Below are 13,927 nucleotides of genomic sequence, written 5' to 3'. Positions count from 1 at the left end.
CTTTGTAACTTTCCTTCTTTGTTTGTCGGACGTAAAGGAATTTGAAAGCGATTGGCTAAATAAATAGGCAAAGGAGGAGAGGTCAATGAAGTACCCTAATAATAAGGAGTATTTATTAGAATCTCTACAACGTCTAGAAATGGAGTTAGAACACTTGAAGAAGAGAATGCAAATTGTGAATCCTGATTTAAGAAAGAAATAATAGCATGTCGCGAAAATTCATGATAAAGTATGATTTGAAGGCAAGGTGATTGAAATGGAAGAATTTTTGCGGCTGACAAAAGAGATCACATATCAGGATCTAGAAGCCATCCATCATCGTTACTTTAATGAACGTAAATTTGACCGAAAAAATTACGATGACTTTAATTTAATGAAGAAGGAAGCCACACCAATCTTTGAAAAGATAGAAAAATGGGAAGAAGATGCCAACAAGGTTGTACACCTTATACCAATCTTTCCAAACCAAATAAAAAATACAAAAGATAACTTAGAAATTATGATTCTACACAGTTATTTTAATGATGTAAGAAAAAAGCGTTTTGTTGAGTTATATCAATCTGTAAAATATAATATGAACTTAATTTTAGAAGATCCAGAATAGGGGAGAACATCGTGAATCAAGAACAGTTAGTAAAAGAAGCCAAAAGTATGTTAAGTCAAGCTTACGTTCCGTATTCCAATTTTCCAGTTGGCGCTGCATTGTTAACGAAGAACGGTAAATTGTATAAAGGCTGTAACATTGAAAATGCAGCTTATCCTGTAGCCTGTTGTGCTGAGCGTACAGCCATATTTAAAGCCGTTTCAGAAGGTGAAAGGGAATTCGAGGCCCTTGCAGTCATTGCTAACACAACTAGACCTGTACCACCTTGCGGCTCTTGTAGACAGGTTATGAGCGAGTTTTTCGATCCGGAAATGACCGTTTACATTAGTAATAAGGACCAAGAAGTGAAAGAAGTTAAAGTGAAAGAGTTACTTCCATTCTCGTTTAATCAAGAAGATTTAGCTTCTGGACAGGAAAAATAATGAAAAATAACGGTTAGAGCTAGTACAAACTAGCTCTTTTTTTGATATACTAACAATATGAATGTAAAATCAATAACTATAACTGGTTATAAACCTCATGAATTGAATATTTTCACTGACAATGATGAGAAAGTAGTCATTATTAAGGAAGCTCTTAAAAGAAGACTCGTTGACTATCTAAATGACGGTTTAGAATGGGTTGTCTTATCTGGTCAGCAAGGAGTTGAGACCTGGGCTTTTGACATAGTGCAAGACCTAAAAGAAATTTATCCAGTTAAAATAGCCTTAATACCGCCATTTTTGGAACAAGAAAGTATTTGGAAAGAAGATAAACAAACCAAGTATCAACAAATGATTCAATTAGCAGATTTCTATCAACCATTAAGTCAAAAAAAATATGAAAATCCGAAACAATATTTTGTGAAGAACAAATGGCTAATTGAAAAAACAGATGGGTGTATTTTGCTGTATGAAGAAGAGTTTGGTGGGTCACCTCAATATTTTTATGATTTAATATTGAAATATCAAGAACAACATGAATATAATGTAACGATTATTAATTCTTTTGATTTAAATGACTTAGCCCGGGAAATGCAAGAATGGGAGTCACACGAAGACGTTTAGGAGGGATTCGATGAAAGTGAACTTAACGAGTCAAGAAATTTTGGACAAAGAGTTTAAAACAACCATTAGAGGTTATAATCAAGATGAGGTAGATGAGTTCTTAGATCTAGTCATTCAGGATTATGATTCACTTCAAAAGGAAATTGAAGCACTAAAAGAAGAGAACCGCAAGCTGAAAACGACTAGTAAGCCTAATGCTTCGACATCAACCTCTTCACAGACTAAACAAAGAGGTCAGATTAATTATGATGTCTTACAAAGGTTATCTAACTTAGAGAAGGCGGTTTTTGGTAAAAGATATAGTGAGTAGACATGTAAATAATTACCAATGAAGTCTTATAGCATTTATGTTAAACTTTATAGTTCAGGCATAAATAAGATGGTTGTAAGTGTTGACGTAACCGCTCTGAACCTGTTTCAGAGAGGAAAGTCCATGCTCACACAAGCTGAGATGCTTGTAGTGTTCGTGCTTGACGAAACCATAAGTCAAGGTAGTTAACAACGGTTAACTAACGGCAGGGAAACAATCTAAGTCCTTATGGGATATGATTGGATTACCTTTAAAGTGCCACAGTGACGATTTTGATTGGAAACAATCAAAGTGGAACGCGGTAAACCCCACGAGTGAGCAACCCAAAATATGGTAGGGGCACTTTCTGCAGGGAATCAAACCTAGCAGAGAGGCAGGTCATTTTGGCTTGCAGATAGATGGTTACGACTGGAGTACGAGGTTGACCGCCGTTAGCAGTACGAAGGTACAGAACATGGCTTACGAAACACTTACAGGTCACATTTTATTTATGCCTTACATATTATTTTGACGCTATAAAGTTCTGAAAGGAATGGAAACGTTGTCACAGCCAATAAAACTAATAGCAACAGCAGCGATGGGTTTAGAATCCATTGTGAAAAATGAAGTGAAACAGCTAGGATATGAGAATATACAAACGGAAAATGGCCGTGTCATATACGAAAGTGACTTGTCAGGGATTGCGAGGAGTAATCTATGGTTACGTACCGCTGATCGTGTCAAGCTTTTAATGGATGAGTTTAATGCTTATTCTTTTGAGGAACTTTTTGAACAAACCAAATCACTACCATGGGAAGAGTGGATTTCTAAAGATGGTTTTATCCACGTAGTTGGAAAGTCCCATAAATCAAAACTCTACTCTGTTCCTGATTGCCAATCAATTGTTAAGAAAGCTATTGTTTCTCGTTTACAAGAGGCCTATAGCTTAACTTCAAGGTTAGAGGAATCTGGAGCAAGATATAAAGTTGAAGTTGCTATATTAAAAGATAAAGTTACATTATCATTAGATACATCAGGTTCTGGATTACATAAACGAGGATACCGTATAGGCCAAGGAGAAGCGCCGCTGAAAGAAACGTTAGCTGCTGCGTTAATTCAATTAACAAACTGGTCACCGAACCATACATTAGTAGACCCATTCACAGGTTCTGGTACTATTCCAATTGAAGCAGCATTAATAGGTCAGAATATTGCACCTGGCTTTAATCGTGAATTCTCAGCTGAAGAATGGGATTCTGTTTCATCATCGATTTGGGATCGAGCTTTAGAAGAAGCTGAAGACTTAGCAAATTACGACCAACCACTTGACATAACAGGATCAGACATTAGTCACCAGTCAATAGAGATTGCTGAGCAGAATGCATTAGAAGCGGGCCTTGCAGATTTAATTGATTGGAAACAAATGCAAGTTAGTGATTTTGTTCCTAAATCTGACAAAGGTTATTTAATAGGAAATCCTCCTTATGGCGAACGCTTAGGTGATAAAGAAGCAGTAGAGAAGATTTATCAAGATTTAGGACATATTATGTCTTCTTATCCTAAGTGGAGTGTATATATTATGACCGCCTATAATGATTTTGAGAAGCAATACGGCCATAAAGCCACGAAAAAGCGTAAATTGTTCAATGGTTTTATTCAAACAAACTATTATCAATTTTTTGGAAAGAAATAATTAAGATTGGAGAGGAATTATTTGGGGACAGCAACATATACTTCTTTGGAAAAAGAATTTTTGGAATATTATAAACAGATTGAATCTTACGCTGAAGCTATCAAGTTGATGGCTTGGGATTTAAGAACGAAAGCACCCAAAAGAGGTGTTCATCGTCGTTCAGAAACACTTTCTTTCATGTCTCAAAAAATTCATGAATTAAAAACATCGGAACAAATGAAGCATTACATCGACCAATTAAAGGGGTCTGAAGATGAAGTTATTAGGCGATCTATTGTGCTGGTGGAAAAGGATTACAACAAAACAAAAAAGATTCCAGTTGATAAGTATAAAGAGTTTGTCGAACTAACTTCTCAGGCAGAATCAGTCTGGACAGAAGCTCGTGAGAAATCTGATTTTGAGATGTTTAGACCTTATTTAGAGAAAATCGTTAACTTTAATATAAAGCTTGCAGAGTATTGGGGTTATGAAGATAACAAATATGATGCCTTATTAGACGCGTTCGAACCAGGCGTCACCGTTAGAACTTTAGACCAGGTTTTTCCTAAATTAAGAGATGATTTAGGAAAATTAATAAAGAAAGTAAATGAATCTAATAACAAGCCTGACACTAGCCAAATCTTGACTCATTTTCCTAAAGATAAGCAGGAACAATTCTCTTTAAAAGTTCTTGATAAAATGGGATATGATTTTGACGCTGGTCGACTAGATGAAACGGTTCATCCATTTGCTATTAACATTAATCATGAAGATGTAAGAGTAACAACTAGGTACGATGAAAATGATTTTAGGATGGCTGTATTTGGTACTATTCATGAAGGTGGCCATGCACTATATGAACAAGGGTTGAATAAAGATCACTATGACACACCAGTGTGTGAAGCAATTTCAATGGGAATTCATGAATCACAATCTCTGTTTTGGGAGAACTTTGTAGGTAGAAACGAAACCTTTTGGGATCAATACTACGAATTATTTTTAGAGTATGCTCCCGAAACTTTTAAAGATATTCCAAAGCATGAGTTTTATCGTGCCATCAATGAAGTTAAACCAACATTTATTCGCATTGAAGCTGATGAAATGACTTATCCGCTTCATATCATGATTCGTTATGAATTGGAAAAAGCTCTAATTAATGAGGAAATTGAGGTTAAAGACTTACCTGAATTATGGAATGATAAAATGGAAGAGTATCTAGGAATCCGACCAGAAAAAGATGCTGATGGAGTATTACAAGATGTTCATTGGTCGGGAGGAGACTTTGGTTACTTTCCATCATATGCTTTAGGATATATGTACGGTGCCCAACTTAAGACTGCTTTAAGTCGCACAGTAGATATTGATGAAGCTATTCGTAATGATGACTTGTCGCCGATTAAGAATTGGTTAAACAATCATATTCATGAAAAAGGTAGTATGAAGGAGCCTTTAGAATTGTTACAAGAGGTAACAGGAGAAGGATTAAACCCTGACCATTTAGTTAAATACTTAACAGATAAATATCAAAAAATTTATAATTGGTAATTGTAACAAGGCTATTCTATCATCGGAATAGCCTTGTTTAACATATTTTAATGATAAAATGGAGGCATTTACAGTGGAATCATATTTACCAAACTTTTCATTAAAAGGAAAGCTAGCAGTTATTACAGGAGCGACAAAAGGAATAGGTAGAGCAATAGCCTTTTCCTATGCTGAGTCTGGTGCAGATTTAATTTTAGTTGCAAGAAATGAAGATGATTTAAAAAATACAAGTGTAAAACTCGAAGAACAATTTAATGTTTCTGTTCAATATATTACGACATCTGTTACAGAATTAGACCACCTTACTAAGGAATTAGATCACTTAACAAATACTAGAGGAATTGACATACTTATTAACAATGCTGGTATGAATATTCGTAGTGAAGCACTAGAAGTTACAGAAAGTGAATATCAACAAATTATTGATACAAACATGAAAAGCGTCTTATTTCTTTCACAATATGTAGCTAAGAACATGCTAAACCATAAGATCAAAGGTAAAATTATATCCGTCTCATCTGTTGCTGGACAAACTGCTCTTAGAACAGGTGTTGTGTATGCTATGACAAAAGCTGCATTAATTCAGATGACTAAGACATTATCACTAGAATGGGGCAAATACGGCATTAATGTTAATGCGATAGGACCGTGGTATTTTCCAACAGCATTAACAGAGAAGCTGTTACAAGATGATCAATATGTTCAAGATATAGTCAATAGAACACCATTAAACCGAATTGGGAAGCTTGAGGAAATTGCTGGCCCTGCCGTTTTCTTAGCATCAGATGCAAGTAATTATATGACGGGACAAACGTTAATGGTTGATGGCGGAATGACGATATACGGCTTTTAGACTAGAATATTTATCCAATAAAAGGGGAATGTATTAACAGGGGAGAATAATGGCAGAAGTGAAAGGTTGAACCCTATTATGTCTATTATTTATAACATTGGAACTGCTGTCCCAAATTATGAGCTGAAACAAAGTCGAGCTAAAGAAATCATATCTAACTTAGTGTCTGATCGTAAATTATCAAGGTATTTAGCTGTATTTGATTCTGCTAACATTGATCAACGCTATTTCGCTGTAGAATCAAGTTGGTTCCAGTTTGAACACGGATTAAAAGAGCGGAATGATTTATATTTTGAAACGGGTATTAACATTGCTGAACAGGCAGTATTAGATTGTTTTTCCAACTCCGAAATACATATCAAGGATATAGACGCCGTTTTCTCTGTAACTAGTACAGGAATTTTAACGCCACCACTCGATGTGCACTTAATGAACAGGTTACCGCTACGGGATGATGTACGCCGTTACCCCTTTTTTGGTTTAGGATGTGCAGGTGGGGGAGTTGCTTTATCGAGAGCACATGATTATTTACAAGCTAATCCAGAGGACTCAATTATGATTGTGTCTTGCGAATTAGCTAGTGTTGCTTTCCACCCTAATAGATTAGATCAGCAAAATATCGTTGGGGCAGCATTGTTTGGAGACGGTGCAAGTTGCGCCGTGTTACTCGGTCAAGAACACCCCATTGTTAAACAAACTAACCAAAGTCAATTATCTATTAAAGCAACAAATTCAAAGGTACTAAAAAACAGTATGGATGTAATGGGATGGGATGTGAAAGATGATGGATTCTATGTCATTTTTGCAACAATCATCCCTAAATTAATTAAGTCTTTTTGGAAAGAACATTTAGAAGTATTTCTATCTCAGGAAAATGTCCCTCTAGATGAAATTGAACATATATTAGCCCATCCAGGCGGGCGTAAAGTGTTAGAAGAAATTGAAAAAATCAAGCTTAACCATCAACATATTAATTTTTCTAAAGAAATTTTAAAGAAATATGGGAATATGTCTTCACCAACGGTATTATTTGTTATAAAAGAAGCATTGGAAAGAGGAGAGTTTAATCAACAATTTCATTTAGCATCAGCTTTAGGTCCAGGGTTTACATCAGAAATCTTATTGTTGGAGTGGAGCTAGCATGATGTACTTTATAATCTTCATTTATTTAATCAGTTTAAGAATTGCAGAATTATTAATTGCTAAATCGAACGAAAAACATCAAAAGAAACAGGGAGCAATTGAAATTGACGATCCATATTATGCTCACATCGTAGTGACACACATATTGTTTTTTATAGCCCTAATTCTAGAAAGTGTATTGTCACACGGTTGGGGTAAAGATATTTCAATTGTAGTATTTACTGTTTTCCTTTTACTTCAAGCATTTCGATTCTGGTGTTTATTTTCATTAGGTAGGTTTTGGAATACAAAAGTCATTGTGCTGCCAAATGCCAAGTTTGTACGAAAAGGACCTTATAAATGGATTAACCACCCAAATTATTGGTTAGTTGGTCTGGAGTTGTTCGTCATACCCATTATGTTTCACGCCTACATCACTGCCTTTTTATTTGTAAGTGCGCACATTTGGCTAATGACCAAGCGAATCCCATTAGAGAACCAAGCTCTTCACCAGCATTTAACTAAATAGATTAATAAGGGAGAGGTTTTGTGATTATATCAGTTCAAGAAGCGTATGAGTTGTATAATAATGAACATGTAGTTTTTGCAGACTGTCGATTTAATTTACAAGATCCAGACTGGGGGATTAGTGAATTTAATAGTGAACACTTACCTAACGCCGTTTATTTCAACCTTGATCAAGATCTAAGTGGAGTTGTTAAGGAACATGGTGGTCGTCATCCACTACCGTCATTAGAGGAATTTACTGAAAAATTAGCTGAACAAGGCATAAATCGAGATACTAAGGTAATTGTTTATTGCCAAAATAGAGCTTTCTCATCTAGATTATATTGGCTCTTAACTTTTATCGATCACCCCAACGTTTATTTACTTAATGGTGGGGTAGAAGAGTGGAAAGAGAGCAATTATCCTCTAAGCAAAGAAGCAACGGTCGAAAGTGTAAGTAATTATGGAAAGTATCATATTAGAAAAGAATTATTGGCTGATATGACATATGTGAAAAACAATAAAGATAAAGATGATATGGTATTAATTGATTCTAGAAGCTATGATCGCTATATTGGAAGACACGAACCAATCGATCGCAAGGCGGGGCATATCCCTGGAGCTATCAATTCAGACTGGACAAAGATTTTGAATCATCAAAATCAGTTTAAATCAAAAGAAGAGCTAAAAAAATACTTCTCAGGATTCAAGAGTGCAAAAGAATTTATCGTATACTGTGGCTCTGGTGTAACAGCCACTCCAAATGTAGTAGCTTTATGGAGAGCAGGTTTTAAAAATGTACGACTGTATGCAGGGAGCTTCAGTGATTGGATCAGTTATGAAGAAAATGAAGTAAAAACCCTCTAGGATAAAAATGGCGATGAAATATTAAGCAGTCAAAATGCAAGATTCCTGCAGGAACTGCACGAGCTAAAAATCACGCCAAACGAACAATAGTGAGTTTGGGGAAGTTGAAGCCGTGCAAACGGAAAGCGAAGCATTTTGACTGCGTAATTTTGTTTGTTATAAATTTTGTTTTACTTATGAAATTTCTTAGCCATATACATAAATGGCGTATCAAGTGCCGCTACAATAAACTTAATGAAATAAGTCGTTAGGAATATTTCTAACCAAACACCAGGTTCAGACATTAAAATTCCCCAGAACGCAATAACTGTGAAAATTGCTGTATCTAAAAGCTGACTTAACATCGAACTCACATTATTACGAACCCATAATAATTTATCTGACGTAAATTTCTTCTTAAGTTTTGAAAAGATGTAAACATCTGCGTTTTGACTAACAATATAAGCTAGTAAGCTACCGACTGCGACTTGAGGTACTAAATCAAATAACGTTTGTAAAGCCTCATTAACTTGATCCGATTCAGCTGGTTCAAAGCGTAATGCTATTTGCATAACAACCGTCATAGTTATTAACGTGTAAAACCCTAGCCAGACCGCCTTTTTTGCTTCTTCTTTTCCATATTTCTCATTAAGGATGTCTGTGGCGAGGAAAATAGAACCATACACTATATTTCCTAAAGTCGCAGTTACACCGAATAGTTCAACCATTTTTAACACTTGAAGGTTTGCTACAACCGTAGACATTCCAATCCATACTAGCAAACCATTTTTACCAAAAATTCGATAAATCAAAATGAGTAATAAAAAGTTTACAAGTGCAAAAACAATCCATAGTAATTCATTTGTCAATTTAATCATCTCCTTAGTTTTGATATCGCAGGATTTTTCGAACTGCGCATTGCACAATAGCCTTAATAATATTACAGTAGTTCATGTTTTTCAAGTGGATTTGCACGAAAAAAGCCGGTAACTTTCTTCTTCGTTACCGGCTCCAAATATATTTTATATTTATTTTTTAGCTACGTTAGATGCTTGAGGTCCACGGTCGCCTTCAACGATTTCAAATTCAACTTCTTGACCTTCTTCTAAAGTTTTGAAACCTTCTTGTTGAATTGCTGAGTAGTGTACGAATACATCGTCGCCACCTTCAACTTGGATGAAACCATAACCTTTTTCTGCGTTAAACCATTTTACTACACCGTTTTGCATGATACATAATCCTCCTAAAACTTTCACCTAAATGGTGCTTGATTTCACAATAAGTATGCAGATATAAAATAAGACAACTCCTATAGAAATGAAGGATCATAAATCAATTCCTCACTTCTATAGAAGTTGCCCAATTCATGATACCTTACATCTTTATTGCACTTATAAGTATAACTGATTGAGATAGACATCGTCAAGCAATCTCAGATATACTAATTACATTAATATCATACATAGGAGAGAGTTTTGGTGATACAAATTGGATTAACTGGGTGGGGAGACCATCCTGCAATACATGAACAAGACAATATGTACAATAATAAACTTGCTGCATATGCTTCCCATTTTCCGGTTGTGGAATTAGATGCAGCCTTTTATAGTATTATGAGTGAACAACAATACATAAAATGGGAAAAACAAACTCCAATTAACTTTTCTTTTGTAGTAAAAGCGTTTCAAGCTTTTACCGGGCATGATCGAAAGAATTATACTCGAAAAGATATTAAAGTTATGTTTAATGAATTTAAAGAAGGGATTCAACCATTAATTCACGCTAATAAGTTAAACTCTGTTCTATTTCAGTTTCCACCGTGGTTCAAGTTATCAAAAGAACATATAAATCGTTTGAAGTTTATAAGAGAACAATTTGATGAATATAATTTAGCTTTAGAGTTTAGAAATCGTTCATGGTTTGACGATTCTGTTCGTGAGTCCACGTTAAAATTTATGGAAGAAGAAGGGTGGATTCATTCAATTTGCGATGAACCACAAGCAGGGGAGGGCTCTATTCCGATTGTTCCAGTTGTAACAAATCCGAAAAACACGCTTATAAGGTTCCATGGAAGAAATGTAATGGGGTGGAATCAAAATGGCAATGAAAATTGGCGCAAAGTTCGTTTTCTTTACAGTTATAATGAAGAAGAGTTAATTGAATGGAAAAATCGGATCAAGACATTAAAAGAGAACAGTGAGAATATCACTGTCCTCTTCAACAATAACTCTGGTGGGGATGCTTATTATAATGCTAAATCTCTTCAGCAATTATTAAACATCCAGTACGAAGATTTAAATCCGAGTCAAATTAATTTGTTTTAATTTGCAACGCGTCTGGCACCGATATAGCGAGTACTCCAATAGGAATTGCTAATATTACTGATTGTTACTCCTGAACTCAGACCAGCATGAATGAAATTACCATCACCTAAGTAAATGCCAGCATGAGAAGGCCCAGGCTTATATGTTTCAAAAAATACCAAATCACCAACACTTGGTTTACTTACAGGATGACTTGAATAGTAAATACTATCGACCGTTCTTGGCAAAGAAACTCCATGTTGATTAAAAACATATTGTAAGTATCCACTACAGTCAAAGCCGGATGGTGATGTTCCTCCCCATACATATGGTGATCCAACATAATTCCTGGCCGTCTGGATGACTGAACTGGATTGTGATGCAGGTTCAGTTTTGGCTTGTGCTGACGTTTTAACTGTTTGCTGGACGTTTTGTTGTTGGTTTTGTGATTGGCGTTGTTGAGTTTGAGATTGTTGTTGTGCAACTTGAACCATTCGATTGTAGTTTGAAAGGTCTAGTTCAAGCTTATATGATTTATTCATTTGCTCGAGTGCTTTTTTAGTAACTGGGCCAGCAATTGAATCGACTTCGCCTCGATAAAAACCATAGTGTTCTAAAGCTTCTTGGAGTTGTTTTACCCGGTTTGATTGTTCGCCGTGCTGAACTTTTTCCCCGACTGTTTCAATAATTTCTTTATAATGGGTATCTAGCTGTTCTTCTAGTTTTAAATACGTCGGTTCATCTGTTTTACCAGTAGCTTCAAGGTCATGTTGTTCTTGGAATTCTCTAAGTGCATGTTCAGTTAATGCGTCATATTCTGGTGTATATGTACCTTGATAAAAATTCAAGGTTTTTAACTTCTTCTGTAAATGAACTACTGACTCATGATGCTCGCCATAGGATAACTTTTGAAGTTCCTCAAATTGTTCCTTCGATATGGCTTCTACAGGTAAAGTGAAGGCGAGAGGGGAGCTTAACGCAATGCTTCCTGCCATTGCGCTCATAAAAATAGGGTGTTTATTTTTCTTTTTGACCATCTTACCATCACCTTTTTCTTTATTTTGATGTTGGTATTATATGAGCACATTTTCCGTCTATGACAGGACAGCCTTATTTGTTACAATAAAGTAAAATAAACTGGGAGGATCACCATGGTACATACGAGTGAATATCAATATCTTGATTTATGTAAACATATATTAAATAGTGGCTCTGATCGAGGAGACCGTACTGGAACAGGCACCCGTTCAATATTTGGACATCAGATGAGATTTGATTTAAATGAAGGTTTCCCTTTACTGACAACAAAGCGAGTGCCATTTAGATTGATTGTTAGCGAGTTACTTTGGTTTTTAAACGGAGATACGAATATTCGTTATTTACTTAAACATAACAATAACATTTGGAATGAATGGGCTTTTAAGAAATGGGTTGAAAGTGATGAATACGATGGGCCAGACATGACTAATTTTGGACTTCGTTCTCAAGAAGACCTTGAATTTAATGATCAATATCAAAAACAAATGGAACAGTTTAAGAAATCTATTTTAGAAAATGATCAGTTTGCAGAAAAGTTTGGGCATTTAGGTGATGTTTATGGGAAACAATGGCGTCACTGGAAAACTACCCAAAATGAAACAATTGATCAAATTGCGGATGTCATTAATAAAATTAAAACAAGCCCAGAATCGAGAAGGCTAATTGTGTCAGCATGGAACCCAGAGGACGTCCCATCAATGGCATTGCCTCCATGTCATACATTATTTCAGTTTTATGTGAGTAATGGGAAGCTATCTTGTCAGTTATACCAACGTAGTGGTGATGTATTCCTAGGAATACCTTTTAACATTGCTAGTTACTCATTGCTAACACATTTAATTGCTCATGAATGTGGGTTAGGTGTAGGTGAGTTTATTCACACAATTGGGGATGCCCATATTTATCATAATCATTTTGATCAAGTAAAAGAGCAACTATCGAGAAATCCTCGTGAGCTGCCAAGACTTTCAATTAATAAAGAATTAGAATCTATATTTGATTTTGATGTCAATGATATAAAATTGGACAACTATAACCCGCACCCTGCCATAAAAGCACCAATTGCAGTTTAGGAGTTGAATATATGCTATCGTTTATTGTCGCTATGGATGAAAATGGTGTAATCGGAAAAGATAACGATTTACCATGGTATTTACCAAATGACTTAAAGTATTTTAAAGAGGTAACGTCTGGCCATAACATTATAATGGGTAGAAAAACGTTCGAATCCATTGGTCGACCTTTACCAAATCGTAAAAATATCATTTTAACAAGGGACAAAACTTATCAAGCAGATGGATGTGTCGTTGTGCATTCGATGAAAGAACTAGAATCTTATCTTCAAGAAGATGAAGTTTTTCTAATAGGAGGGGCGGAGTTATTTAATATAGCACTTCCGAGAGCTGACCGTCTTTATATTACTCGTATACATGATACATTTGAAGGGGATACTTATTTTCCTAATATTGATTTAACAAAATGGGAACTGATAGAGCAAACACCGGGAAAAACAGATGAACGTAATGTACATGATCACACATTTTTAATTTATAAACGTAAACGTAATTAAAATATTGAACGTTTTATTACAGTCGCATAAATAGTTTGCAAATTAAGGTCAAATCAGCGACAATAGAGTTGTTAAATAATCAACGGAAGGTGTTAAAATGAGTGTAGGTATACCGGGATTAATACTAATCATATTAATTCTATTAATTATATTTGGTCCTAAAAAATTGCCTGAACTCGGTGAGGCATTAGGTAAAACACTTAAAGAATTTAAGCAATCTACGAAAGGTCTAGCCGATGATGATCAATCGTCAAATAAGACAATTGACCATCAATAACCTTTCTATAAATGGGGTGATTAAATGAATCCTATGAACATAGGCATACCAGGTCTCATTCTAATTGTCATCGTACTATTAATCGTATTTGGTCCCGCTAAGTTACCTGAGATAGGACGAGCGTTTGGGTCATCATTAAAAGAGTTCAAAAAAGCTACTAGTGATTTAATGTCTGATGATTCAAATAAAGAACAAAAACAAGAAAAACTCTCAGATAAAGATGATTCAAAGAACTCATAAGGTGTAAGGGGAATC

General features: G+C 35.3%; 18 protein-coding genes and 1 other RNA gene. 16 read left to right on the top strand and 3 right to left on the bottom strand.

The annotated features are described in order from the left end of the window. Positions 1 to 256: 256 nt before the first annotated feature. The 11 genes from ACTWQB_RS05110 to ACTWQB_RS05060 all read left to right on the top strand — a co-directional run bounded on the left by ACTWQB_RS05110 (position 257) and on the right by ACTWQB_RS05060 (position 8,505). A complete protein-coding gene (locus ACTWQB_RS05110; RefSeq protein WP_443138104.1) occupies positions 257 to 604 on the top strand; it encodes a DUF1798 family protein in 348 nt (115 codons plus the stop codon). Between the two features lie 11 nt (positions 605 to 615). Further along, a complete protein-coding gene (locus tag ACTWQB_RS05105) occupies positions 616 to 1,026 on the top strand; it encodes a cytidine deaminase (RefSeq protein WP_443138103.1) in 411 nt (136 codons plus the stop codon). 57 nt (positions 1,027 to 1,083) lie between these two features. Next, a complete protein-coding gene (locus ACTWQB_RS05100) occupies positions 1,084 to 1,650 on the top strand; it encodes an SLOG family protein (RefSeq protein ID WP_443138102.1) in 567 nt (188 codons plus the stop codon). Between the two features lie 10 nt (positions 1,651 to 1,660). Beyond that, positions 1,661 to 1,960, top strand: coding sequence for a cell division regulator GpsB (gene gpsB, locus ACTWQB_RS05095; protein WP_443138101.1), 300 nt, complete (start codon positions 1,661 to 1,663; stop codon positions 1,958 to 1,960). Between the two features lie 79 nt (positions 1,961 to 2,039). Then, an RNA gene (rnpB, locus tag ACTWQB_RS05090) (RNase P RNA component class B) lies at positions 2,040 to 2,427 on the top strand. Positions 2,428 to 2,501: 74 nt separating this feature from the next. Continuing rightward, the gene (locus ACTWQB_RS05085) at positions 2,502 to 3,632 is read left to right on the top strand and encodes a THUMP domain-containing class I SAM-dependent RNA methyltransferase (protein ID WP_443138100.1); all 1,131 of its coding nucleotides are present in this window, start codon (positions 2,502 to 2,504) and stop codon (positions 3,630 to 3,632) included. Positions 3,633 to 3,653: 21 nt separating this feature from the next. Continuing rightward, positions 3,654 to 5,156 carry a carboxypeptidase M32 gene (locus tag ACTWQB_RS05080; RefSeq protein ID WP_443138099.1) on the top strand — a complete coding sequence of 501 codons (1,503 nt, stop codon included), beginning with the start codon at positions 3,654 to 3,656 and terminating at the stop codon, positions 5,154 to 5,156. A gap of 73 nt (positions 5,157 to 5,229) precedes the next feature. Next, a complete protein-coding gene (locus ACTWQB_RS05075) occupies positions 5,230 to 6,009 on the top strand; it encodes an SDR family NAD(P)-dependent oxidoreductase (RefSeq protein ID WP_443138098.1) in 780 nt (259 codons plus the stop codon). A gap of 78 nt (positions 6,010 to 6,087) precedes the next feature. Beyond that, positions 6,088 to 7,149: a type III polyketide synthase gene (locus ACTWQB_RS05070; RefSeq protein WP_443138097.1), complete on the top strand. Its 1,062-nt coding sequence runs from the start codon at positions 6,088 to 6,090 to the stop codon at positions 7,147 to 7,149. Position 7,150: 1 nt separating this feature from the next. After that, complete coding sequence (locus tag ACTWQB_RS05065) at positions 7,151 to 7,660, top strand: isoprenylcysteine carboxyl methyltransferase family protein (protein WP_443138096.1); 510 nt, start codon at positions 7,151 to 7,153, stop codon at positions 7,658 to 7,660. 20 nt (positions 7,661 to 7,680) lie between these two features. Continuing rightward, the gene (locus ACTWQB_RS05060) at positions 7,681 to 8,505 is read left to right on the top strand and encodes a sulfurtransferase (protein WP_443138095.1); all 825 of its coding nucleotides are present in this window, start codon (positions 7,681 to 7,683) and stop codon (positions 8,503 to 8,505) included. 170 nt (positions 8,506 to 8,675) lie between these two features. Here the strand turns inward: ACTWQB_RS05060 and ACTWQB_RS05055 are convergent, their stop codons facing one another. Continuing rightward, positions 8,676 to 9,353 carry a queuosine precursor transporter gene (locus ACTWQB_RS05055; protein ID WP_443138094.1) on the bottom strand — a complete coding sequence of 226 codons (678 nt, stop codon included), beginning with the start codon at positions 9,351 to 9,353 and terminating at the stop codon, positions 8,676 to 8,678. Positions 9,354 to 9,512: 159 nt separating this feature from the next. Next, the gene (locus ACTWQB_RS05050; RefSeq protein WP_443138093.1) at positions 9,513 to 9,713 is read right to left on the bottom strand and encodes a cold-shock protein; all 201 of its coding nucleotides are present in this window, start codon (positions 9,711 to 9,713) and stop codon (positions 9,513 to 9,515) included. Positions 9,714 to 9,962: 249 nt separating this feature from the next. On the opposite strand from ACTWQB_RS05050, the gene ACTWQB_RS05045 reads away from it, so the two are divergent. Then, a complete protein-coding gene (locus tag ACTWQB_RS05045; protein WP_443138092.1) occupies positions 9,963 to 10,808 on the top strand; it encodes a DUF72 domain-containing protein in 846 nt (281 codons plus the stop codon). Here the strand turns inward: ACTWQB_RS05045 and ACTWQB_RS05040 are convergent. Continuing rightward, complete coding sequence (locus ACTWQB_RS05040) at positions 10,805 to 11,824, bottom strand: NlpC/P60 family protein (protein WP_443138091.1); 1,020 nt, start codon at positions 11,822 to 11,824, stop codon at positions 10,805 to 10,807. The genes ACTWQB_RS05045 and ACTWQB_RS05040 overlap by 4 nt on opposite strands. A 114-nt stretch (positions 11,825 to 11,938) precedes the next feature. Here ACTWQB_RS05040 and ACTWQB_RS05035 point away from each other — a divergent pair, with 114 nt between their 5' ends. From ACTWQB_RS05035 to tatA (ACTWQB_RS05020), 4 genes are all read left to right on the top strand, one after another. Further along, positions 11,939 to 12,898, top strand: coding sequence for a thymidylate synthase (locus ACTWQB_RS05035; protein WP_443138090.1), 960 nt, complete (start codon positions 11,939 to 11,941; stop codon positions 12,896 to 12,898). 11 nt (positions 12,899 to 12,909) lie between these two features. Then, on the top strand, positions 12,910 to 13,395 hold the full coding sequence (locus ACTWQB_RS05030) for a dihydrofolate reductase (protein WP_443138089.1): 486 nt from the start codon (positions 12,910 to 12,912) through the stop codon (positions 13,393 to 13,395). A 97-nt stretch (positions 13,396 to 13,492) separates the two neighbouring features. Continuing rightward, entirely contained in the window at positions 13,493 to 13,672 is a 180-nt protein-coding gene (gene tatA / locus ACTWQB_RS05025) for a twin-arginine translocase TatA/TatE family subunit (protein WP_443138088.1), read from the top strand. 24 nt (positions 13,673 to 13,696) lie between these two features. Then, positions 13,697 to 13,912, top strand: coding sequence for a twin-arginine translocase TatA/TatE family subunit (tatA, locus tag ACTWQB_RS05020; protein ID WP_443138087.1), 216 nt, complete (start codon positions 13,697 to 13,699; stop codon positions 13,910 to 13,912). Positions 13,913 to 13,927: the final 15 nt, after the last annotated feature.

This window comes from Piscibacillus sp. B03 (assembly GCF_052246295.1).
Lineage (GTDB): Bacteria > Bacillota > Bacilli > Bacillales > Alkalibacillaceae > Piscibacillus.
Note: the sequence above shows the minus strand (reverse complement) of the source record. Positions and strands in the feature narration are given on the sequence as shown.

Bases quoted from the DNA above. Each gene is read 5' to 3' on its own strand.
- ACTWQB_RS05110 (WP_443138104.1), top strand. From the start codon at position 257: ATGGAAGAATTTTTGCGGCTGACAAAAGAGATCACATATCAGGATCTA.
- ACTWQB_RS05100 (WP_443138102.1), top strand. From the start codon at position 1,084: ATGAATGTAAAATCAATAACTATAACTGGTTATAAACCTCATGAATTG.
- gpsB (WP_443138101.1), top strand. From the start codon at position 1,661: ATGAAAGTGAACTTAACGAGTCAAGAAATTTTGGACAAAGAGTTTAAA.
- ACTWQB_RS05070 (WP_443138097.1), top strand. From the start codon at position 6,088: ATGTCTATTATTTATAACATTGGAACTGCTGTCCCAAATTATGAGCTG.
- ACTWQB_RS05065 (WP_443138096.1), top strand. From the start codon at position 7,151: ATGATGTACTTTATAATCTTCATTTATTTAATCAGTTTAAGAATTGCA.
- ACTWQB_RS05050 (WP_443138093.1), bottom strand. From the start codon at position 9,713: ATGCAAAACGGTGTAGTAAAATGGTTTAACGCAGAAAAAGGTTATGGT.
- ACTWQB_RS05040 (WP_443138091.1), bottom strand. From the start codon at position 11,824: ATGGTCAAAAAGAAAAATAAACACCCTATTTTTATGAGCGCAATGGCA.
- ACTWQB_RS05035 (WP_443138090.1), top strand. From the start codon at position 11,939: ATGGTACATACGAGTGAATATCAATATCTTGATTTATGTAAACATATA.
- ACTWQB_RS05030 (WP_443138089.1), top strand. From the start codon at position 12,910: ATGCTATCGTTTATTGTCGCTATGGATGAAAATGGTGTAATCGGAAAA.
- tatA (WP_443138088.1), top strand. From the start codon at position 13,493: ATGAGTGTAGGTATACCGGGATTAATACTAATCATATTAATTCTATTA.
- tatA (WP_443138087.1), top strand. From the start codon at position 13,697: ATGAATCCTATGAACATAGGCATACCAGGTCTCATTCTAATTGTCATC.